Annotated in this window: 18 protein-coding genes and 3 tRNA genes; 8 read left to right on the forward strand and 13 right to left on the reverse strand. The window is 63.3% G+C overall.

The features are described 5' to 3' along the window. Positions 1 to 228: 228 nt before the first annotated feature. A complete protein-coding gene (locus ACQKRQ_RS19115) occupies positions 229 to 1,293 on the reverse strand; it encodes a glycosyltransferase family 4 protein (protein ID WP_132373600.1) in 1,065 nt (354 codons plus the stop codon). Positions 1,294 to 1,984: 691 nt separating this feature from the next. On the opposite strand from ACQKRQ_RS19115, the gene ACQKRQ_RS19120 reads away from it, so the two are divergent. Next, positions 1,985 to 3,820 carry an ABC transporter ATP-binding protein gene (locus ACQKRQ_RS19120; protein ID WP_132373599.1) on the forward strand — a complete coding sequence of 612 codons (1,836 nt, stop codon included), beginning with the start codon at positions 1,985 to 1,987 and terminating at the stop codon, positions 3,818 to 3,820. Between the two features lie 105 nt (positions 3,821 to 3,925). Here ACQKRQ_RS19120 and otsA read toward each other — a convergent pair whose 3' ends face one another. Together otsA and otsB are read right to left on the reverse strand one after the other, a co-directional pair. Beyond that, positions 3,926 to 5,386: an alpha,alpha-trehalose-phosphate synthase (UDP-forming) gene (otsA, locus tag ACQKRQ_RS19125; RefSeq protein WP_427478758.1), complete on the reverse strand. Its 1,461-nt coding sequence runs from the start codon at positions 5,384 to 5,386 to the stop codon at positions 3,926 to 3,928. Positions 5,387 to 5,441: 55 nt separating this feature from the next. Next, positions 5,442 to 6,191 carry a trehalose-phosphatase gene (gene otsB, locus ACQKRQ_RS19130; RefSeq protein ID WP_427478759.1) on the reverse strand — a complete coding sequence of 250 codons (750 nt, stop codon included), beginning with the start codon at positions 6,189 to 6,191 and terminating at the stop codon, positions 5,442 to 5,444. Between the two features lie 362 nt (positions 6,192 to 6,553). Here otsB and ACQKRQ_RS19135 point away from each other — a divergent pair, with 362 nt between their 5' ends. The 3 genes from ACQKRQ_RS19135 to ACQKRQ_RS19145 are packed head-to-tail and all read left to right on the forward strand — an operon-like array spanning position 6,554 to position 8,595. After that, positions 6,554 to 7,213 (forward strand): SCO family protein, encoded by a 660-nt coding sequence (locus ACQKRQ_RS19135; RefSeq protein WP_427478760.1) that lies wholly within the window; start codon positions 6,554 to 6,556, stop codon positions 7,211 to 7,213. A gap of 18 nt (positions 7,214 to 7,231) precedes the next feature. After that, on the forward strand, positions 7,232 to 7,693 hold the full coding sequence (locus ACQKRQ_RS19140; protein ID WP_408181718.1) for a copper chaperone PCu(A)C: 462 nt from the start codon (positions 7,232 to 7,234) through the stop codon (positions 7,691 to 7,693). Positions 7,694 to 7,710: 17 nt separating this feature from the next. Next, the gene (locus ACQKRQ_RS19145) at positions 7,711 to 8,595 is read left to right on the forward strand and encodes a cytochrome c oxidase assembly protein (RefSeq protein WP_427478762.1); all 885 of its coding nucleotides are present in this window, start codon (positions 7,711 to 7,713) and stop codon (positions 8,593 to 8,595) included. Positions 8,596 to 8,655: 60 nt separating this feature from the next. Here ACQKRQ_RS19145 and ACQKRQ_RS19150 read toward each other — a convergent pair whose 3' ends face one another. From ACQKRQ_RS19150 to uvrC, 9 genes are all read right to left on the reverse strand, one after another. Then, positions 8,656 to 9,150, reverse strand: a complete 495-nt coding sequence (locus ACQKRQ_RS19150) for a GNAT family N-acetyltransferase (RefSeq protein ID WP_427478764.1) — start codon at positions 9,148 to 9,150, stop codon at positions 8,656 to 8,658. Positions 9,151 to 9,241: 91 nt separating this feature from the next. Next, on the reverse strand, positions 9,242 to 10,222 hold the full coding sequence (locus tag ACQKRQ_RS19155; RefSeq protein ID WP_427478766.1) for a sensor domain-containing diguanylate cyclase: 981 nt from the start codon (positions 10,220 to 10,222) through the stop codon (positions 9,242 to 9,244). Positions 10,223 to 10,402: 180 nt separating this feature from the next. Continuing rightward, on the reverse strand, positions 10,403 to 11,161 hold the full coding sequence (locus ACQKRQ_RS19160; RefSeq protein WP_427478768.1) for a TraB/GumN family protein: 759 nt from the start codon (positions 11,159 to 11,161) through the stop codon (positions 10,403 to 10,405). A 45-nt stretch (positions 11,162 to 11,206) separates the two neighbouring features. Continuing rightward, positions 11,207 to 11,446, reverse strand: a complete 240-nt coding sequence (locus ACQKRQ_RS19165; RefSeq protein ID WP_427478770.1) for a hypothetical protein — start codon at positions 11,444 to 11,446, stop codon at positions 11,207 to 11,209. A gap of 88 nt (positions 11,447 to 11,534) precedes the next feature. After that, a tRNA-Cys gene (locus tag ACQKRQ_RS19170) sits at positions 11,535 to 11,608 on the reverse strand. A 105-nt stretch (positions 11,609 to 11,713) separates the two neighbouring features. Beyond that, positions 11,714 to 11,789: transfer RNA gene (locus ACQKRQ_RS19175), tRNA-Gly, on the reverse strand. 62 nt (positions 11,790 to 11,851) lie between these two features. Next, positions 11,852 to 11,927, reverse strand: a tRNA-Gly gene (locus ACQKRQ_RS19180). A 216-nt stretch (positions 11,928 to 12,143) separates the two neighbouring features. Beyond that, positions 12,144 to 12,737 (reverse strand): CDP-diacylglycerol--glycerol-3-phosphate 3-phosphatidyltransferase, encoded by a 594-nt coding sequence (gene pgsA / locus ACQKRQ_RS19185; protein WP_132373590.1) that lies wholly within the window; start codon positions 12,735 to 12,737, stop codon positions 12,144 to 12,146. A 145-nt stretch (positions 12,738 to 12,882) separates the two neighbouring features. Beyond that, on the reverse strand, positions 12,883 to 15,117 hold the full coding sequence (uvrC, locus tag ACQKRQ_RS19190; protein ID WP_427478772.1) for an excinuclease ABC subunit UvrC: 2,235 nt from the start codon (positions 15,115 to 15,117) through the stop codon (positions 12,883 to 12,885). A gap of 270 nt (positions 15,118 to 15,387) precedes the next feature. On the opposite strand from uvrC, the gene earP reads away from it, so the two are divergent. The 4 genes from earP (at position 15,388) to ACQKRQ_RS19210 (ending at position 19,743) form a co-directional block, all read left to right on the forward strand. Further along, positions 15,388 to 16,581: an elongation factor P maturation arginine rhamnosyltransferase EarP gene (gene earP / locus ACQKRQ_RS19195; protein WP_427478774.1), complete on the forward strand. Its 1,194-nt coding sequence runs from the start codon at positions 15,388 to 15,390 to the stop codon at positions 16,579 to 16,581. Between the two features lie 409 nt (positions 16,582 to 16,990). Next, positions 16,991 to 17,548: an elongation factor P gene (efp, locus tag ACQKRQ_RS19200; RefSeq protein ID WP_012433870.1), complete on the forward strand. Its 558-nt coding sequence runs from the start codon at positions 16,991 to 16,993 to the stop codon at positions 17,546 to 17,548. Positions 17,549 to 17,830: 282 nt separating this feature from the next. Next, positions 17,831 to 18,037 (forward strand): CsbD family protein, encoded by a 207-nt coding sequence (locus ACQKRQ_RS19205; protein WP_062127806.1) that lies wholly within the window; start codon positions 17,831 to 17,833, stop codon positions 18,035 to 18,037. Positions 18,038 to 18,360: 323 nt separating this feature from the next. Beyond that, positions 18,361 to 19,743, forward strand: a complete 1,383-nt coding sequence (locus ACQKRQ_RS19210) for a sigma-54-dependent transcriptional regulator (RefSeq protein ID WP_132373587.1) — start codon at positions 18,361 to 18,363, stop codon at positions 19,741 to 19,743. A gap of 105 nt (positions 19,744 to 19,848) precedes the next feature. Here the strand turns inward: ACQKRQ_RS19210 and nagZ are convergent, their stop codons facing one another. Continuing rightward, positions 19,849 to 20,877 carry a beta-N-acetylhexosaminidase gene (nagZ, locus tag ACQKRQ_RS19215; protein ID WP_427478775.1) on the reverse strand — a complete coding sequence of 343 codons (1,029 nt, stop codon included), beginning with the start codon at positions 20,875 to 20,877 and terminating at the stop codon, positions 19,849 to 19,851. Positions 20,878 to 20,893 lie beyond the last annotated feature (16 nt).

Raw genomic sequence — 20,893 nt, forward strand, 5'->3', positions numbered from 1 at the left:
GCGCCGCAGCCAAATTTGCGGCAGGGCCATTATAGGGATATAACGGAGAGTGGCTCATTCTTACCGGCCGAAACCCGCACTTTCGTCCGCTGATTAAGAAAAACGCGGCGCGCCTGCAACAACGCCCCGTGGGCAAGTGCCGCACGGGGCGTTGCTGGCGGCCGCCGGAGCGCCTGAAAGCGCTCCTCGAGCCGATGCGACTTTTTTAATTGCCGCGCATCACGTCGATTAGCTGGCGTTGACTTCGCGCAGCACGGTGCGATGCTTCTGGCGCAGCAGTTCTTCGTAGGTGGCGACGTAGTTCTTCGCCATCACCTTCGACGAGAAGCGCGACTCGAACGCCTTGCGCACACCGGCGCGCGACAGCGTGTGCAGACGCTTGACCGCGGCGACCGCGCTGATTTCGTCTTCGACGACGAAGCCCGACACGCCGTTTTCGATCACTTCCGGCACCGAACCGCGGTTAAACGCGATCGCCGGCGTACCGCACGCCATCGCTTCGATCATGACCAGACCGAACGGCTCAGGCCAGTCGATCGGGAACACCAGTGCATGCGCGTTGCCGAGGAACTCACGCTTTTCGGCTTCGCCGATTTCGCCGATGTACTCGACGTGCGGGAGCGCCATCAGCGGCTTGATCACTTCTTCGTAATAGGCGCGGTCGGCCTTGTCGATCTTGGCGGCGACCTTGAGTTTCATGCCTGCCTGGCCGGCGATGCGGATCGCGCGGTCGAGGCCCTTCTCCGGCGAGACGCGGCCGAGGAAAGCGAGGTAGCCCGGCTCGACGTTGGCGATCGGCGTGAGCACGTTTTCCGGCAGGCCGTGATAGACGGTTTGCAGCCAGTTCGCCTGTTGCAGCGGAATGCGCTGGTTGTCCGAAATCGACACCACCGGCACGTCGCTGAACGTATTGAAGATCGGCTGCAGTTCCGGCAGATCGAGACGGCCGTGCAGCGTGGTCAGGAACGGCACCGGCTGGCGCGCGAACAGCGAGAACGGGTAGTAGTCGATGTGGAAATGCAGCACGTCGAATTCGTCCGCGCGGCGGCGCACTTCTTCGAGCAGCAGCATGTGCGGCGCCATCACGTCGCGGATGGTCGGGTCGAGGCGCAGCGCCTGCGGCCAGAAGGCTTCGAGTTTCGCCGAGGTTTGCGAATCGCCGCTCGCAAAGAGCGTGACGTCGTGCCCCTGCTCGACCAAAGCTTCAGTCAGATAGGACACCACGCGTTCCGTACCACCGTACAGCTTGGGAGGAACCGCCTCGTGCAACGGAGCGATTTGAGCGATTCGCATATGAAGAACTCCTCGTAAAAAATCAGGCAAAAGTACTGCGTTTGGTAAAAGCGACTCGCTTGCTCGCCAGGGCAGTCTGGCCGGAACATGCCGGCGCGGGCCTGATTCTTTCGAGAAATCCTGCGATGGATCGCTTGGGTAGTGAGCCCAGACCAGTGATCAATGTCTGCGCATGTGCCGGTAAACGCACACATGACACCTACGTTGACAAACTGTCAGAAAATTCGACGGGCCTACAGAGCATGCATTATCAATGCCGGCATTCTCGCTGCACCACAACATTTCAAAGTCTTTACGTTGTTACAAAGGCGAAACACTTTGCAAACCCTTGTTTTCTAAGACAGTTCTACAGTGGCAACTGGCTTGCGGCATGGACCGCCGAGGTGGCGTCGTAAGCTCTTGCGTCAACTTTGCCGGCAAGCGTTGAAGAAATGCCGCATCGCGGTTGAATGCAATTTGTAATTATATCCCTAAAAGTTCCGCAGCCTGCGTGAACCCTGACCCCATGAACGGGTCGAGTAGCAGTAGGTCGCGGACGTCTATCGCGAAATCAATCGCGCCAAGGCCCGGATACACAGGGCGCAATCGCTTTTGCATGTTTACAATGCGAAGCATCGGCTTCGCGGCGAACCTTTTCCATGTGGCCTACGCTTTGCATGCACAACCCGAAACACATCGACCTCACGATCAATTGGAACATTTAACCATCGCCCAGCGTAATGCCCAGAACGCAAAGCTCGCGAGCTATGCGCACCGGCCTCTTGCGTTCCTTTTCCGCTTTATCCGCCGCCATCCGCTCGCGCATGCGATCGTCCTGTGCAGCGTGTTTGCGGCCGTGGGCTGTGCGCTCGCTTCGCAATACGCGATTAAACACCTGATCGACGTGCTCGGCGAAGGCCGGCATCATCCCGGCCCGCTGTGGGGGGCGTTCGCCATCCTGGTCGGCTTGATCGCCGCCGACAACATGCTGTGGCGGGTCGGCGGCTGGGTCGCCGCGCATACGTTCGTCGCCGTGACCGGCGACCTGCGGCGCGACCTGTTTCAGTATCTGAGCGGACACTCGCCAACGTACTACTCCGAGAAGCAGCCGGGCATGCTCGCCAGCCGGATCACGGCGACCTCGAACGCGGTCTACACGGCGGAGAACACCACCGCGTGGAACGTGCTGCCGCCGTGCATCGCGGTGCTCGGCGCGATCGTCATGATCATCGCGGTGAATCCGCTGATGGCCTGTGGCCTGATGCTGTGCTCGGCCATTCTGTCGGTCGTGCTGTACAAGCTGGCCGGCCGCGGCTCGGCGCGCCATCACCATTTCGCCACCAAGGCGGCGTCGGTGGACGGCGAGCTGGTCGACGTGATCAGCAACATGGGCCTCGTGCGCGCCTTCGGCATGACGTTTCGCGAGCAGCAGCGGTTCGGCGCAACGGTCAAGGCCGAGATGGACGCGCGCCAGCAGAGCCTGCTGTATCTGGAAAAGCTGCGTCTGCTGCACGCGGTGATCACCGCGCTGCTGTCGGCGGGCCTGCTGGGCTGGGCGCTCTGGCTGTGGGATCAAGGCAAGGCGACCTCGGGCGACATCGTGCTCGTCAGCTCGCTCGGTTTCACGATCCTGCACGGCACGCGCGACCTGGCCGTGGCGCTCGTCGACGTCACGCAGCACGTGGCGCGTCTCGCTGAAGCCGTGCGCACGCTGCTGGAGCCGCACGGCATGCCGGATCGCGACGGTGCGACCGAACTCGTGCCGCAAGGCGGCCGCATCGATTTCGAAAGCGTGACGTTCGCTTACCCGCGCCGCCGCCCGATTCTCGATCACTTCGACCTGCATATCGAACCCGGCCAGCGCGTCGGCCTGATCGGCAAGTCGGGCGCGGGCAAATCCACCGTGCTGGCGCTGCTGCAGCGTTTCTACGAGACGCAAGGCGGCGCGATCAGGATCGACGGCCAGGACATCGCCACGATCACGCAGGACAGCCTGCGCCACACGATCGCGCTGGTCCCGCAGGACATCTCCCTGTTCCATCGCACGGTGTACGAGAACATCGCCTACGGGCGCCCGGAGGCGAGCCGCGAAGAAGTGCTCGCGGCCGCGCGCGAGGCGCGCTGCGCGGACTTCATCGAGGCCATGCCGGAAGGCTACGACACGATCGTCGGCGACCGCGGCGTGAAGCTCTCGGGCGGCCAGCGTCAGCGTATCGCGATTGCACGCGCAATTTTGAAGAACGCGCCGATCCTGCTGCTCGACGAAGCCACCTCGGCGCTCGACAGCGCGTCGGAAGAAGCGATCCAGAAGGCGCTCGACCGGCTGATGGTCGGCCGCACGGTGGTCGCGATCGCGCATCGTCTGTCGACGCTGAACAACTTCGACCGGATCATCGTGATGAGCGCCGGCAAGGTCATCGACGACGGCAGTCCGGAAGAACTGCGCCAGCGCCCGGGCCTATATCGCGACCTGCTCACCAAGCAGTATGGCAAGGGCCACACGCTGCACATCGGCGGAAAGAAGGTCGACGAACAGCACGTGGTCTGAACCCGCGCGGCAGGCTTCGAGCCGCGAGCCGTCACCGCCAAAAGAAAAAGCCGCTCTTGAGCGGCTTTTTCTTTTACACGCGCTGCAAGCAGCCTCGAACGCAACCTACCCGGCCTGAGTTTCGCGCGCCGCCTTTCTCCCCGACACGGCGCGCGCCTTCCCGCTTCGGGTGCTCTTTGCACCAGCGACGCCCTGCAAATCGCGCATGAAGTTATCGCGCCACACCGACACATTGTTCTCGCGCAACTGCACCATCATGTCGCGATGACGCGCCTGACGCTCCGCAAGCGGCATGGCGAGCGCCCGCGCGAGCGCCTCGGCCATGCCGTCGATATCGACCGGATTGACGATCAGCGCTCCATCCAGTTCCTGCGCGGCGCCGGCAAAGCGCGACAGCACGAGTACGCCGGGATTCTCCGGATCCTGCGCCGACACATACTCCTTGGCGACGAGGTTCATGCCGTCACGCAACGGCGTGACATAGCCGACGTGCGCGGTGCGGAACAGCGCGGCCAGCACCGAGCGCTCGTACTGCTTGTGGATGTAGAGAATCGGCGTCCAGTCCAGTTCGGCGAAGCGTCCGTTGATGCGCCCCGACTCGCCTTCGAGCTGCAAGCGGATATCCTGGTAGGCGTGCATGTCGGCGCGCGTCGGCGGCGCGATCTGCAGGAAGGACACCTTGTTGCGTTGCGCGGCCGCGTGTTCGAGCAGCCGCTCGAAGGCGCGAAAACGCTCGACCAGTCCCTTCGAATAATCGAGCCGGTCCACGCTCATGATCAGCTTGCGCGAATGCAGCGTCGCCTTCATCGTGCGCACCGGTTTGCCGCGCTCACCCGCCTTCGCGAGTTCGGCGATCTCGTCCGGATAGACGCCGATCGGATACGCCGCCGCGCGCAGCGTGTGGCCGAACGCGTGGATCGTCAGCGGGCCTTGCGCCGATGTGTCGACCGTGCCGTTCGCCTCATTGACGATGTAGTCGCAGAACGCGCGCAGATCCGGCGCGGTCTGGAAGCCGAGCAGATCGAACGAACACAGCGCCTCGACGAGTTCGCGATGCGGCGGCACCGCCAGCAGCACCTGCGAAGCCGGAAACGGGATGTGCAGGAAAAACCCGATGCGATTCTTCACGCCCGCCGCGCGCAGCGCTTGCGCGAACGGAATCAGATGGTAGTCGTGGACCCAGATCACGTCGTTTTCGCGCAGCAGCGGCACGAGCTGTTGCGCAAGCCACGCATTCACGCGGCAGTAGCCCTCGAAGTCATGCCGGTCGTATTGCAGCAGGTCGGCGCGATAGTGGAACGCGGGCCACAGCGTGGCGTTCGAGAAGCCACGATAGTACTGATCGTAGTCGCGGCGCATCAGCGCGATGGTCGCGAAGGTCACCGGGCCGCGCTCCTCGACCTTGATCTGCGGCTGGCCTGAGGTGAGAACGTCGCCGCTCCAGCCGAACCACATGCCGCCCGTTTCCTTCAGCGCGTCGTACACGCCGACCGCCAGACCACCCGCCGCCGGGCCGCCCTCCGAGATTGGCGCAACCCGGTTCGATACGATGATCAGTCGACTCATGAAGCGCGATTCCCGATACGGTGCGTTGTTTGCTGCGAGCGACGCGGCGTGGTCATCATGCTGTGCGCGCCGCCGCGACGATCGATGCCAGCCAGTCGAGCAGGCCCGACACCGAGCCTATGCGCGTATGCGCCATCGTCTCGCCCGGACCGACCTTGATCGACACGCCGCCACGTTCGTTGACGACGGCGAAGCCCTTCTCGTCGGTCAGATCGTCGCCGGCAAAGACCGGCTTGCGGCCGACGAACGGCGGCTCGTCGAGGAACGCGCGCAGCGCGCGGCCCTTGTCGACATCTTTAGGTTTGATTTCGTAGACCATCTTGCCCGGCTGCAGCACGTAGGAGCCGGCGTAATCGGCCACCAGCCGCTCGGTCGCCTCGCGCGCCAGCGGCTCGCGATCCGGCGCATTCCGGTAGTGCAGCGCCACGGCCGCGCCCTTGATCTCGAGCAGCATGCCGGGGTTTTCGTTGACCACCTGCGCGAGCACCTGCTCCATGCGCAGCAGCCGCTCGTCATGGAAGCCAACGCGCTGCGTGTCGCCGTTCGCATCGCGCCGCTCGGCGCCGTGCAGACCGGCAATCGGCAGATCGGGCATGTTCAGAAAACTGTCGATGCTGTCGATACCGCGGCCCGACACGACCGCGACCGCGCCGTTCGTCAAACTGCGCAACTCGCTCAGCAAGTCGTTCACGCGAGGTTGCACCAGCACGCCGTCCGGCGTGGGGGCGAGTTCGACGAGCGTGCCGTCGAAGTCGAAGAAAAATGCCGTCTCGCTCGGAGACAGAACAGCCGGAAGTGCTTGCATCGGTTAGTTTTGCCTTTCAGCCTTCTGCGGCCGGAAAAGTGTGCGCATCTTACCGCGCATCCACCAATTTTTCGAGAAAGTAAGGCTGGGCACAAGCCCAGCCGGGCGCCACACGCGAGCCTCGCCGGCGATTGCGTTCAAAACGGGAACAATCGGGCTTCACCCAGCTTTCAGCCACCTGCGTCAAATTGCCTCGCAAACCGCGCGCCCGTGGGCGCTGCGCGACGCCATCGGCCAATTTGCGCTAAAGTCGCTGCCACGCGGATCATTGCCGTTACGACCATATTTGCACACTATGACCGCGCACGCGCCACACGCGCATCGAGCGGCGCCGCAATTCAATCGAGTCACTGAACCCTGCTTTGTTCCCGATCTTCTCATCCCGGCACCCGCAACCGCACCCCGCAATTTCACGCAGGCCGTGGTCCGCGCGCCTGTTTGCGGCGACGGTCGTGCTGGGCACGCTGACGGCGCTCGCCGGCTGCACGCATCGCACGGAAACGTGGCAATTGACCAATGTGACCGGTCACTTGCCTGACCTCGATTTCAAGCTGACCGGCGACGATGGCCGCCCCGTCAACGGCGATTCGTTCAAGGGCCGCGCCTCGCTCGTTTATTTCGGCTACACGCATTGCCCGGACGTCTGTCCTGAAACGATGGGCCGGCTGATGCAAGTGCTCGGCAAGCTCGGCCCCGACGCGCAGAAGGTGCGGATCCTGTTCATCACCGTCGATCCCGCGCGCGATACGGCGCAGGCCTTGCACGACTACGTCGGCGCCTTCGACTCGAAACATGCCGAGGGGCTGACCGGCACCGACTGGCAGATCGAGTCGCTCGCCAAGCGTTACCGCGTCGCCTATCAGATGGAAAAGCGCGACCCTTCCGGCAACTATGAAGTCACCCATAGTTCCGCCGTCTACGTGTTCGACAGCGAGGGCCACGCGCGCCTGCTCGCCACCGATCACGACACGCCCGATGCGATCGCACAAGACCTGCGCCGCATCATCGATGACCGTTCCTGACCTTTCCCGAGTTCAACCATGTCGATCAAGATCAAAACGTTCGCTGCACTGAGTTGCGCCCTCGCCCTTTCGTTCGGTGCCGCATCGACCGCGCAAGCGGCGGGCGCCAACGCGATCAGCGCGAAGGACGCGTGGGTCCGCTGGCTGCCCAACAACCTGCCCGCCGCCGGCTATGTGACGCTCGTCAATGCGAGCGACAAACCGGTCGACCTCGTCGATATCTCCAGCAACGACTACGGCGACGCGATGCTGCATCAGACCGTGTCGAACGGTTCGTCGCAGAAGATGGTGATGGTCGACAAGCTGACGGTGCCCGCGCATGGCCAGGTCGCCATCGCGCCCGGCGGCTATCACGTGATGCTCGAAGACGCGAAGCACAAGGTCGCGCCGGGTGACACCGTGCATCTCACGCTCAAGTTCTCCGACGGCGAAACGCTCGACACGCCGTTCGCCGTCAAGTCGCCGGCGCAAACCAAGTAACCAGGTAACGTGCCGCGATGAATCTGCTCTACTGGCTCGATCCCTGGGAGTTTTCGCCAACCGTCGTGATCGCGCTGCTGGTGCCCGCGATCCTGTTCGTGCGCGGCGCGCGTAAAGCGAAGGTGACGGTCGCGCGGCGCATCTCCTTCTGGTTCGGGCTGGTGGCGTTGTATGTCGCGTTGCATACGCGGCTCGACTATTTCTTCGAGCATGAGTTCTTCATGCATCGCGCGCAGCATCTGGTGCTGCATCACCTCGGGCCGTTCTTTATCGCGCTGTCGTATCCGGGCGCGGCGTTGCGCGCGGGGATTCCGTTCAACTGGCGGCAGCGTTTCGTGCGGCCCGCGCTGGAAACACCGGTAGTGCGCAAGCTGCTCGACGTGGTGATGCATCCCGTCGTCGCGGTGACGCTGTTCGTCGGGCTGATCTACTTCTGGCTGATGTCGCCGATTCATTTCATGGCGATGCTCGACTGGCGGCTTTATCGCGTGATGAACTGGAGCATGGTGATCGACGGCCTGCTGTTCTGGTGGCTCGTGCTCGATCCGCGTCCCGCGCCGCCGGCGCGTCTGTCGCCGGGCAAGCGCGTGCTGGTGGTGATCGCCGCGATTCCGCCGCAGATCATGCTCGGCGCCTTCATCTTCTTCACGCCGCGCGAGTTGTATCCGATCTACTCGATCTGTGGCCGCGCGTTCACGTGGTTGAGCCCGATGCGCGATCAGCAGATCGGCGGACTGTTGCTGTGGATTCCGGGTTCGATGATGAGCGTGATCGGCGCGCTGCTCGCCTTGCGTCACTGGATGCGACTGTCGGCGCGCGGACGCCTGCGCGGCGAACAGCGTGTGAAAGCCAGGCAGACCCTGGCGCCCACGGCTTCGGCGCCGGCGCGTGGCCAGCACTGACTCTACGATTCGATTGACAACCCGGCGCGCCCGCGCCGGGCTCTGTATGCAGTAGCCGCTTCAGGCCGACCGCATCCACACATGCGGGATGCCGTCTTCTTCGTGAATCTCCGAAACCGGGGTGAAGCCGAACGCACCATAGAAACCTTGCAGATGCGCCTGCGCATGCAAACGAATCGGCGTGCCGGGCCACTGCGCGCGAATGTGCGTCAGCGACCGTTCAAGCATCGCGTTGCCCAGACCGATGCCACGGAATTCAGCGGTCGTGAGCACACGGCCGATGCGGATGTCGGCGTCGTCCGCATCGGGCAACAGCACGCGCAGATAACCCGCGAGCGCCGGCCGTTTTTCATCGGGGCCATAGACCAGCAGATGCCACGCATCCATATCGAGCCCGTCGATATCGCCATACAAGCAGTTCTGCTCGATGACGAACACCGTGCTGCGTGCGCCCAGCATCGTATAGACCTCGAGGCCCGTGAGGTCGTCGAAGGATTTCCAGCGCCAATCAAGTTGCGCCAGCCGCGTGGCGGCGGTTTGCTGCGGTTCAGTCATGACAACGTTCTAAAGAAAGAGTCGCATCGCACGGAGAGCCGCGATGCGTGATTATGCCGCGCGCGACGGTTTTTTCGCCGCCGTGCCGCGCTCAGTTGCGATGGACCGCGCGCGCCTTCGATGCCTGTTTGTGGCTGTACATCGCGGCGTCGGCGGCCGCCAGCAGTTCGGCAATCGATTGATGCCGCGCAGAATCGTATTGAATCTGCCCGACGCTATAGCGGATGTCATAGCCACGCTGCGCTTCGGCATTGCGCTCGGCCAGCAACTGCGTGAGACGCTGCGTCACTTCCTGCGTGGCGCCGCTGTCCGAATCGGTGAGCAGCACGACGAACTCATCGCCGCCGAGCCGCCCGATCACATCGCTTTCGCGCAACGCGGTGCGCAAGACATCGGCGAAGGTCTTCAGCGCGCGATCGCCTTCGGCGTGGCCGAGCGTGTCGTTGATCTGCTTGAAATCGTTCAGGTCGAAGAACAGCAGCGATGCCGGTTTGTGCATCCGCTTGCAAACGTTCAGCGCGTGTTGCGCGAGTGCCTCGAAACCGCGCCGGTTCGACAGCAGCGTCAAATCGTCGAGCGTGGCCAACTGCACCGCCGCCAACTCCTGCTCGGCCATGCGCGCCAGATCGCGCAGCAGTTCGCGCTCTTCTTCGTCGAGGCCGCGCGGCTTGGTGTCGATCAGACAGAGCGTGCCGAGCTTGCTGCCGTTGGGCACCGTCAGAGGACAGCCGGCGTAGAAACGGATATTCGGGTTGTCCGTGACGAGCGGATTGTCGTGAAACCGCTCGTCCGCGAGCGTGTCGGGCACCATCATGATTTCGTCGCCGAGAATCGCGTGCGCGCAGAACGACACATCGCGCGAGGTCTCGCTCGTCTTCAGGCCGACGCACGACTTGAACCATTGACGGTCCGCATCGACCAGACTCACGAGCGCGATGGGCACACTGAAGAGTCGCTTGGCGAGCCGGGTCAGACGATCGAAGCGCTCTTCCGGCAACGTATCGAGAATATGCAGCGCACGCAGGGTGTCGAGACGGGTGCTTTCGTTACTGGGCGTCGGTGGCACATGCATGTTGTATTCCCTAAGGCGACCGGCGTGGCCGAAGTGGTAGGCGGGTAGTGTATAGCGACGTGCTTTACCTTGGGGCAAAACCCCGGCGCGAGAGTTCCCTCGGATCGCGTGCGCGCCGGAGCCGCATTCGAACCGATGCAGGCCGCATCAGGCTGCCACGCTCGCGCGGCGACGGCTCTGCTATGGGTTGGCAAAGACCGGCTCGACGGGCCGCGCGAGACAGTCGATCAGATTGCCGGGGCCGCACAGATGCAGCGCGCCGACGACCACCAACGTGCGCTCCGGCCGCGTGAGGACCTCAGTCAAGCGCGCCGCCCATGCGCGATTGCGCTCGTCGAGAATCGCATGCCGGATGCCCGGCAGATTGAACATCGGCGACTCGATGGCGATCTGGTGCACGGCAAGCAGATCGCCCTCCAGCCAGGCCGCGTGCATGCGCTCGAGCGTGCGCTGCGGTTCGTCGAGGTCGGCCATCAGCAGGCCGAGCGCCGCACCGACAGCGTCGAGCGGAATCGATTCGAGCGCCGCCGCTACCTCCTGCGCGCTCTCGAGATATCGATAGGGCTTGGCCTGCGTGATCGCCGAGCGCAACATGCGCGGCTCGACACCTTCGACGACTTGCTGGAACAGCGTCGGCGCGACGATCAGCGCAGCCCACGGACGCAGATCGGTGAGCGGCGCCAGCGGCCCTTCAACGGGCCACGCGGCGTGAAGTTGCTGCCATGCGTCGGCGGATAGCAAGGGCTGCAGTTGCTCCGCGCCGCCTTGTCGGTCGGCCTTCAGAAACGGCAGGATCGTCGGCGGATCGGACTCGAAGACGAGCGCTTCGGCCCAGTCATACGCTTCCGCGATCCACGGCGGCGTTCTTCGGCTTGTCGCCGGAAATAGATGCATCGAGCCGAGCAGGCGAACGTGGGTGCCGGTGAGTTGTAGGTACATGCAGCCTCGGTGTGGACAGGCAATGACGTAAAGCAGGCGCGCTGTTCAATCGATCACGCGCAGCGCAGTGCGCCGGTTCACAGCCCCTCGCCCGGCCGTACGGACCGTGAACGCGACGAACAGTAGAAAGACGATCTGCGAGAGATACAGGTCCATCCGGACCGGGTGATGAAGCGCGAACCACGAATTGTGCGCCACATCCGTCACGATAACGGCAACGCAGAGAATCAACCCGGCTGCCGGCGCGATTAGCAGGAGCAAAGAGAACTGCTGCCACGTCAGCATATGTATCAACTCCGCCGAAGAACCGACGCCGAAAAAAGAAAAGCCCCGACAAGTCGGGGCTTTTCTTTACATCAACTACTGGAACTACTGGAGGCGCGAGCCGGAGTCGAACCGGCCTAAACGGCTTTGCAGGCCGCTGCATAACCGCTTTGCTATCGCGCCGCAAGCGGACTGGAACCTAGCAACAGATTCGCAGATTTTGTTTAGCGGACAACCGGATGGACCGGGCCACCAAACAAAAAGGGAAGCGTTGCTTCCCCTTATGTATGGAGCGGGAGACGAGGCTCGAACTCGCGACCTCAACCTTGGCAAGGTTGCGCTCTACCAACTGAGCTACTCCCGCATTGAACTGCTTCACAACGCCTTGCACTGTTACTTGCCAAACAACGCGTTGCTTCAAAAATTTGGAGCGGGAGACGAGGCTCGAACTCGCGACCTCAACCTTGGCAAGGTTGCGCTCTACCAACTGAGCTACTCCCGCATTGTGCTGCTTTTGCCGTGCTATCTGCTGCCTTGTTACTGCAACTACTCTTTACTGCCACCGATGTTTCGAACTGCGTGCATCGGAGAAACGAGATTATGGAGAAACGACTGAAACGTGTCAACCCCTTTTGCGTATCTCTTTTACCGAACAAATTTCACTCATGCGCCAGCGAAGTTCGGACACGCGCCGGGCGCCCTCCACAACGACGAAAACTCAGGCCACGCCGCCCCGTTCGCGAATTTGCGGCCATGCGAGCTTCATGTAATAGAGCATCGACCAGATCGTCAGGAACGCGGCCAGATAGATGAGCCACAAGCCCCACACGCGCGTATCGACCACCACGCCGCCGCCGAACGACAGCGGCCCGTAGAACAGCAGCATGGGAATCGCCACCATCTGACAAACGGTCTTGAACTTGCCGAGCGAATTCACCGCGACGCTCTTCGATGCGCCGATCTGCGCCATCCATTCGCGCAGCGCCGAGATCGCGATCTCGCGCCCGACGATCACAAGGGCGATCGCTGAATCGATTCGCGCGAGTTGCACGAGCACCAGCAACGCGGCGGTCACCATCAGCTTGTCGGCGACCGGATCGAGGAACGCGCCGAATGCCGAGGTCTGATTCCACTTGCGCGCCAGAAAGCCGTCGAACCAGTCGGTCAGCGCCGCCAGAATGAAGATGGTCGCGGCCGCCAGATTGCGGTGCGCGGGGCTCATCATCATGTCGGGCAAATAGAACACACCGACGACGAGCGGAATCAGGACGATCCGCAGCCAAGTCAGGAAAATCGGGAAATTAAACGGCATGGGCAGGCGCAGCGTCTGACAAGGGAGATGCAATTGTGCCGTGTCACAAGGCCTGCCACAAGCAAAGCGGCGCGCCGGGCGCTGCCGCGCGCGCCGCGGCAGCGCCCCTCGAAGGTGGCTGAGCGGACGGCCGAAGCCGCCGAGATCAGTGCAATTGCCGGTAAATCTGCTCCGCGAGCGCCTGCGAAATGCCTTCGACGCTTGCCAGATCTTCGACACTGGCGGCGACCACGCCGCGCAGTCCGCCAAAGCGCGCAAGGAGCCGTTGACGCCGCTTAGCGCCCACCCCTTCGAGCTCTTCGAGCCGCGAGGTCTGACGCGTCTTGCCGCGCTTCGCGCGCATACCGGTGATGGCGAAGCGGTGCGCTTCGTCGCGGATCTGTGCGACCAGCATGAGTGCGGCGCTTTCCTTGCCGAGTTCGAGCGGCGCGCGGCCGTCGGCGAAAATCAGGGTTTCGAGGCCGACCTTGCGTCCCTCGCCCTTCGCGACGCCGACCAGCATGCCGGTATCGAGACCCAGTTCCGTGAACACCTGGCGCGCGATTTCGACCTGGCCCTTGCCGCCGTCGATCAGCACGATAGTCGGCAGGATGCCGCCGGCCGCGACCGGCTCCGCGGCGTCCGGCGTGAGCGACGGATCGGCGGCCGCGTCGCTTTGCAACTCCGCGGCTTCGTCAGCGGCATTCGCGGCGGCTTGCTCGACCATCTTCTCGTAGCGGCGCGTGAGCACCTGGCGCATCGCGGCGTAATCATCGCCGGGTGTAATGCCGGTGATGTTGTAGCGGCGGTATTCCGACGACTGCATCTTGTGATGGTGATACACCACGCACGACGCCTGCGTCGCTTCACCCATCGTGTGGCTGATGTCGAAACATTCGATGCGCAGATGCGCGAGATCGTCGCACTCCATGCCGAGCGTATCGGTCAGCGCGCGCGTGCGGGCTTGCTGCGAGCCTTGCTCCGAGAGCAGGCGCGCGAGCGCGAGCCGCGCGTTCTGCTCGGCCATGGCGAGCCAGGCGCGCCGTTGGCCTTGCGGCTGGCGCAGCACGGTGACCTTGTGGCCAGCCTGCTCGATCAGCACGTCGACGAGTTCGCGGTTGGCGGGGACGTGGCTGACCACCAGCACCGGCGGCACGCGATTGCCCAGGTAATGCTGGGCGATGAACGCTTCGAGGACTTCGGCTTCGATCCCGCCGGTTGCGCGGACTTTGCGCGGTTTCGTGGGTTCGGAATCGGCTTCTCCGAGTGCGTCGTCTTCGTCGGGTGCGTCGTCGGGTGCGTCGTCGGGTGCGTCGTCGGGTGCGTCGTCGGCTTCATCGGACGCGTCGTCCTCTTCGTCTTCCGATGGCATCTCTTGCGCGATCGCGAGCGCATCGGCGGCATCGGCCGACTCCGCCTCACCGCCCGCGTTGTCTTCCGCGAGCGAACCGGACTCGATAGCGGTACCGGTCAACGCCGCGCCGTCGTCTTCCAATCCCCCCTCATCAGCCGTCAACGCGCTTTCGACATGCGCCGGGAAATACGCCTTGTCGCCCAGATGCCGTCCGCCGCGCACCATCGCCAGATTCACGCACACACGGCCGCCCAGCGCGACCACCGCGAGAATATCGACGTCGCTGTCGCTGCCGACTTCGATCGCCTGCTGGTGCAGCACCGTCGACAGCGAACTCATCTGGTTACGCACCGCCGCGGCCTGCTCGAACTTCAACTCGCCGGCGAAGGCGTGCATCTTCTGCTCGAGTTCCTTCATCACCTCGCCCTGGCGGCCGAGCAGAAAGCGCGATGCGTTGGCGACGTCGCGCGCGTAATCCTCTTCGGTGATCGCCGCGACGCACGGCGCCGTGCAGCGGCCGATCTGATGCAGCAGACAAGGCCGCGTGCGGTTGTTGAACACGGAGTCTTCACAGGTGCGCAACTGGAACACGCGCTGCAGAATCTGGATGCTCTCGCGCACCGCCCACGCACTCGGAAACGGACCGAAGTACTGATTCTTGCGATCCACCGCGCCACGGTAATACACCATGCGCGGAAACTTGTGGCCGGTCAGCTTGAGGTAGGGATACGACTTGTCGTCGCGAAACAAAATGTTGTAGCGCGGCGCGAGCGCCTTGATCAGGTTGTTTTCGAGCAGCAGCGCTTCGGCCTCGGAGCGCGTCACGGTCGTCTCGATGCGCACAATGCGCGTCACCATCATCGCGATGCGCGGCGACAGTAGCGTCTTGGTGAAGTAGCTCGAGACGCGCTTCTTCAGATCGCGCGCCTTGCCCACGTAAAGCACCGCGCCGTGCGTATCGTAATAGCGATAGACGCCGGGCAGATGCGGCAGTTGGGCGAGCACTTTTTTCGGCTCGAAAGCGTCGGTTGCTTCGGGTTCGGTCATGCAGAATCGGTTGAGGTGGGACGGTCTCGCGAAGCCTTGCTCTGCGTGCCGCGCGCCGGGACGAACCGCAGGACGCCTTGCGCGCGCAATCGTGAACGAGTGCTTTAGAATCGCCAGTTTAGAACATTCCGCGTGCGTCCGAACGCTGTTGCCTTGAATCGGGCGACGCGTCGGCAGCCGTGGGTCGGCGCGCAACGCAGCGCGGCACCGACGCATCATTCGCATCGCCCCCACTCCTTCCATCCGTTCGAATCCGCGACCCAGGCCATCATGTCTTCCGCTACGCCCCATTCCGAGCAAGCCGCTGACACGCCCACGGCGATCGCCTGCGACATCTTCTGCGCGGTGATCGACAATTTCGGCGACATCGGCGTGTGCTGGCGCCTCGCGCGCCAGCTTGCGAGCGAGCACGGCTGGCAGGTGCGCGTGTTCGTCGACGACCTGCATGCGTTCCAGAAGCTGTGCCCGTCGCTGACGCTGGAGCACGCTCGCCAGACGGTCGGCGGCATCGTCGTCGAACACTGGCATGAGCCGGCTCATGCGGGCGATAGGCTCGAAGTCGCCGATGTCGTGATCGAGGCGTTTGGTTGCGAACTCCCGTCCATCTATGTCGCCGCGATGGCGGCGCGCGAACGTACGCCAGTGTGGTTCAACCTCGAATATCTGAGTGCCGAGGACTGGGTCGCGGATTTTCATCTGCGGCCCTCGCCTCATCCGCGCTATCCGCTGACCAAGACATTCTTTTTCCCCGGACTCGGCCCCGGCACCGGCGGCGTGCTGAAGGAGCGGCATCTCGACGGCGCGCGCGCGGCTTTTGAAGCATCGCCCACCGCGCGCCGAGCATGGTGGCAACAGACCACCGGCCACGCGCCGCCGCCCGCCGCGGCCACCGTCGTCTCGCTGTTCGCCTACGAGAACCCCGCCGCCGACAACCTGCTCGAACAATGGCGCGATAGCGCGGACCCGGTCGTCCTGCTCGTGCCCGAAGGCCGCGTTTCAGGCGCGGTCGCGCGCTTTTTCGAGCTACCCGCGTTCGCCGCCGGCGCTCACGCCGTGCGCGGCAACCTCAGCGCACGTGCCCTCGCCTTTACCGACCAGCCCGGCTACGACGCGCTGCTGTGGGCAAGCGACATCAATTTCGTGCGCGGCGAGGATTCGTTCGTGCGCGCCCAATGGGCCGCGAAACCCTTCGTCTGGCATATCTACCCGCAAGCCGACGACGCCCATCTGCCGAAGCTCGACGCCGCGCTCGCGCACTACGCGCGCACTCTGCCCGCCGACGCCCGCGACGCCCTTGCGCGTTTCTGGCACGCGTGGAACGGCACGGGCCGGCCGGACTGGGCGGAATTCCAGCGTCACTTGCCGGCGCTCAAGCAACGCGCAGCCGATTGGGCCGGCGAACTGGCTCAAGTGGGCGACCTCGCTGGAAATCTGGCCTTGTTCGCAAAAACTCAGTTAAAATAAGCGGTTATCCAACGGCCGACGACGCAAGCGCGGCCCGATCGCAACGGCGGAATCCGGTCAACTCGTTTGAGCGGCCCGCCAACCCGGCATCGCAAGATGCAACACCTTTCCCCAATATCAAAGCGTGAGAGGTGGAATGTCAAAAAAGGGACGTATGTTGCGAATCGGCGCCACTCGTGTACACGCCCGCACCGGGTAAAAAGCAGGTAACGGATTGCTGGGAATGGCAGAGACCGCGGGTTTGCGGCGCTCCCGCCGCTCCCCGCGGCAAGCCGGCCACGCTTGACTCGCTCGCGACCCGCCGAGCCGCTTCGGCGGCGCGGCGCGCGGTGAGCAAAGCGCCGAAGCCGCTTGCGCCGTATGCCGTTGAGCACAAGTTGAAGCTACTAATTTCGTACAGGACAGTTTTATGAAGACCGCACAGGAACTCCGCACCGGCAACGTCGTGATGATCGGCGCAGACGCAATGGTTGTGCAAAAGGCCGAATACAACAAATCGGGCCGCAACTCCGCCGTCGTCAAGATGAAGTTCAAGAACCTGCTGACCGGCGCAGGCATGGAAAGCGTGTACAAGGCCGACGACAAGTTCGACGTCGTCGTGCTGGAACGCAAGGAAGTTACGTACTCGTACTTCGCCGACCCGATGTACGTGTTCATGGACGCTGACTACAACCAGTTCGAAGTCGAAGGCGAAATGATGGGCGACGCCCTCCATTACCTCGAAGACGGTATGGCTTGCGAAGTCGTGTTCTACAACGAGAAAGCCATCTCGGTCGAACTGCCGACCACGCTGGTCCGCGAGATCATCTACACGGAACCGGCTGTCAAGGGCGACACGTCGTCGGGCAAGGTGTTGAAGAACGCCAAGCTGAACACCGGCTTCGAACTGCAAGTGCCGCTCTTCTGCAACATCGGCGACAAGATCGAAATCGACACGCGTACGCACGAGTACCGCAGCCGCGCTTAAGCGCCCTGCTCGCCTGAATCCAGCGCCCCAAAGCGGGCGCTGCGAAAAAAATGGCAAAAAAAGCGCCCAATTTGGGCGCTTTTTCTTTTTTGCGCCGCCGTGTATGGTTGAGGAAAACTTTACCGGCGATCTTCTCGAAATTGCCACACCGCAACCTCAAATTTCCCGTATGTCGGTCACCAAATCATTGATAAGTTTAAATAAATTATCGTGGCACGGTCCATGCTTCTCTCTGGATACAGGCCAGTACGGCTTTATTTTCTTCAACTCCGGAGATGCGACATGAATAACGACATCGCTGAAGGCAAGTGGAAGCAGATGGTTGGCAAAGCCAAGACGGCATGGGGTGAACTCACGGACGACGAGTTGACCAAGGCCGAAGGTCGCGCTGACAAGCTCGCCGGCCTGATCCAGGAACGTTACGGCAAGACGCGCGAACAAGCGGAACTCGAAGTACGCCGCTTCTTCGACAGCAATCGGGATTTCTGACCGCCCGAGTGAAGGAAATACAGGCGTCCGTCTGTGCTTACAAAACGTCAGGACGGACTCCCAAATTAATAACGCAAAGGACCTGAACGACTTGAGTCGAATCGCCGCTTTTCTGCCCGGTGCCGTGCTTGGTGCGCGCGCCGGACGACCTGTCTACCTCAGACGCGGCCGCTCTTGCGCCGCGCGAGCCAAGGTTGCGCGCGCGGCGCTGGATTCGACTCGGAATTCGACCGACAGTACCGGCCAGCATCGCGCCCGTGCCGCGCGCCAACGTATCGGCGCAGCGCATCGGGTATTCCATCCATCTAAAAATTGCGCTCGCCATGCCACACGCCCTGATTGTTGAAGACGATCCTAATAGCCTGTCAGGCCTGTCCGCCATCCTCGCCGCCGACGGCTTCTCCGTCGACACCGCGACCACGATCGCGGAGGCCCGGGCCGCGTTGACACGCTTCATTCCCGACGTCGTGCTGGTCGACCTGAACCTGCCGGACGGCAGCGGACTCGACCTGCTGCAACACCTCCCCGCGCATCCGCCCGGCGGCGCCTTGCCCGTGATCGTCATGACCGGCAATGCGACAGTGGAAAGCGCGATCGAGGGTTTGCGGCACGGCATCTGGGACTACCTGCTCAAGCCGGTCAACATTCCGCGTTTGCGCAGCCTGCTCGCGCGTATCCCGCGGCCGTACGAACTGACCGAAGAAGTGCAGACGCTGCGCGCGTCGCTGCGTCAACTCGGCCGTTTCGGCTCGATGCTCGGCCGCAGCGGTGCCATCCAGCACGTCTACGACACGATCGAACATATCGCGCCGACTGAAGCCGCCGTGCTGATTTCCGGCGAAACCGGCACCGGCAAGCAGATCGCGGCGCGCACGATGCATGACATGAGCCGGCGCCGTAAAGGTCCGTTCATCACATTCGACTGCCGCAGCGCGAATAGCGCGGCCGGACAACGCTCGCTCGACAGCCTGCTGTTCGGTCACGAACGCGGCGCGTTCAACGGCGCCGAGCAGCGCGAACCGGGCCTGTTCGAGCAGGCGAGCGGCGGTACGCTGTTCATCGACGAAATCGCCGAGTTGCCGCGCGCCCAGCAGGAAGCGCTGCTGCGTGCGCTCGATTCGCAGACCTTCATGCGGGTCGGCGGCACGAATCAGGTGGTGACGGACTTCCGGCTGATCGCCTCGACACGCAAAGCGCCGCGTGCGGCGGTGGCCGACGGCAGCCTGCACGAAGATCTGGCGCTGCGCCTCGAAGCGGCCGCCGTCACGCTGCCGCCGCTGCGCGAGCGCGGCGAAGATCCGGCGCTGATCGCCCAGGCGTTGGTCGACGAATTGAATCACGAAGGGTTGACGCGCGGCTCGGCGGAGACCGCCAAGCAGGTTGCGCCGAACTTCCTGCGCGAGTGTCTCGCGTATGAATGGCCGGGCAATGTGCGCGAGTTGCAGGACCGCGTGCGGCGCGCATATCACGCGTCCGGCGACGTGCTGGAATCGCTGCGCGCCGATGAGGCGGGCTCGGCGAACGGCCGCGATCTGAATGGCAGCCGCGTGCAAGTTACCGTGGGCACGCCGCTCGCGGACGTCGAGGAAATGCTGATTCGCGCTACGCTCGACGCAGTCGGCGGTACGCGTCACCGGGCGGCGTCGCTGCTGGGCATCAGTCCGAAGACGCTGTACAACAAGCTGCAACGCATGCGCTTGAATTGAGTGGAGTGCCTCTGCGATCGCTCGCCGTCGGCCCTGGCTGAAAAAAAACGGCGCCTTCAATGAAGGCGCCGTTTTTCTTACTTGCTTGCCGACTGTTCGCGCGGCTTATGCAAACGCGCTACGCAACAGCGCCTGCGCTTGCAGGTACTGCGGATCAGCGGCCAGCTTGCTCCACTTCAACGCCTTGCCGCGCGGCCGCATGCGTTGCAAGCGCCGTTGCGATTCCTTCGACGGCGTAAAGCGCAGCGTATCCAGTACCTTCTCCGCTTCGTCCGGCTGATTGCAGATCAGCACCATGTCGCAGCCGGCTTGCAGCGCGGCGCTCGCGCCTTCGGTCAGCGTGCCGCCTTGGCGCGCGGCTTCCATCGACAGATCGTCGCTGAAAATCGCGCCTTCGAAGCGCAGCTTGTTGCGCAGAATGTCCTGCAGCCAGACGCGCGAGAAACCCGCCGGCTTCGAATCGACCTGCGGATAGATCACATGCGCGGGAATCACCGATCCCAACGACAAGCCGAGCCAGTCGTACGGCGCCACGTCGTCGCGCAGAATCTCCTCGAGCGAGCGGTCGTCGACCGGCATGGCGACATGCGAATCCGCCTGTGCGAAGCCGTGCCCCGGGAAATGCTTGCCGCAATTGCTCATGCCGGCCAGCGCGAGTCCGTGGTTGAGGCTCTTGGCGAGCAAGGTCACCACACGCGGATCGCGGTGGAACGAGCGGTCGCCGATCACCTGCGATTGACCATAGTTCAGATCGAGCACCGGCGTGAAACTCATATCGATGCCGCACGCGCGCAACTCCGTCGCGAGGATATAGCCGACGGCCGTTGTCACTTTGGTGGCGTGCAGCACATCGCTGTCCCACAACGTGCCGAGCTTGCCCATCGCAGGCAGCACGGTGAAGCCGTCCGTGCGAAAGCGCTGCACACGCCCGCCTTCGTGGTCGACGGCGATCAGCAGATTCTCACGGATCGCGCGGATCGAGTCGGTCAGCGCGATCAGTTGCGTGCGGCTCTCGTAATGGCGCGCGAACAGGATCACGCCGCCGGTCATCGGATGGGCAAGGCGGCGCTTGTCGTCGTCGTTCAGCGTTTTGCCGACCACGTCGAGCATCACCGGTCCGGGAATGGTTTTCATCGATTTCCGCTGGAAA

Origin of the sequence: Paraburkholderia sp. NPDC080076 (assembly GCF_050281145.1) — a bacterium.
Taxonomy (GTDB): domain Bacteria; phylum Pseudomonadota; class Gammaproteobacteria; order Burkholderiales; family Burkholderiaceae; genus Paraburkholderia.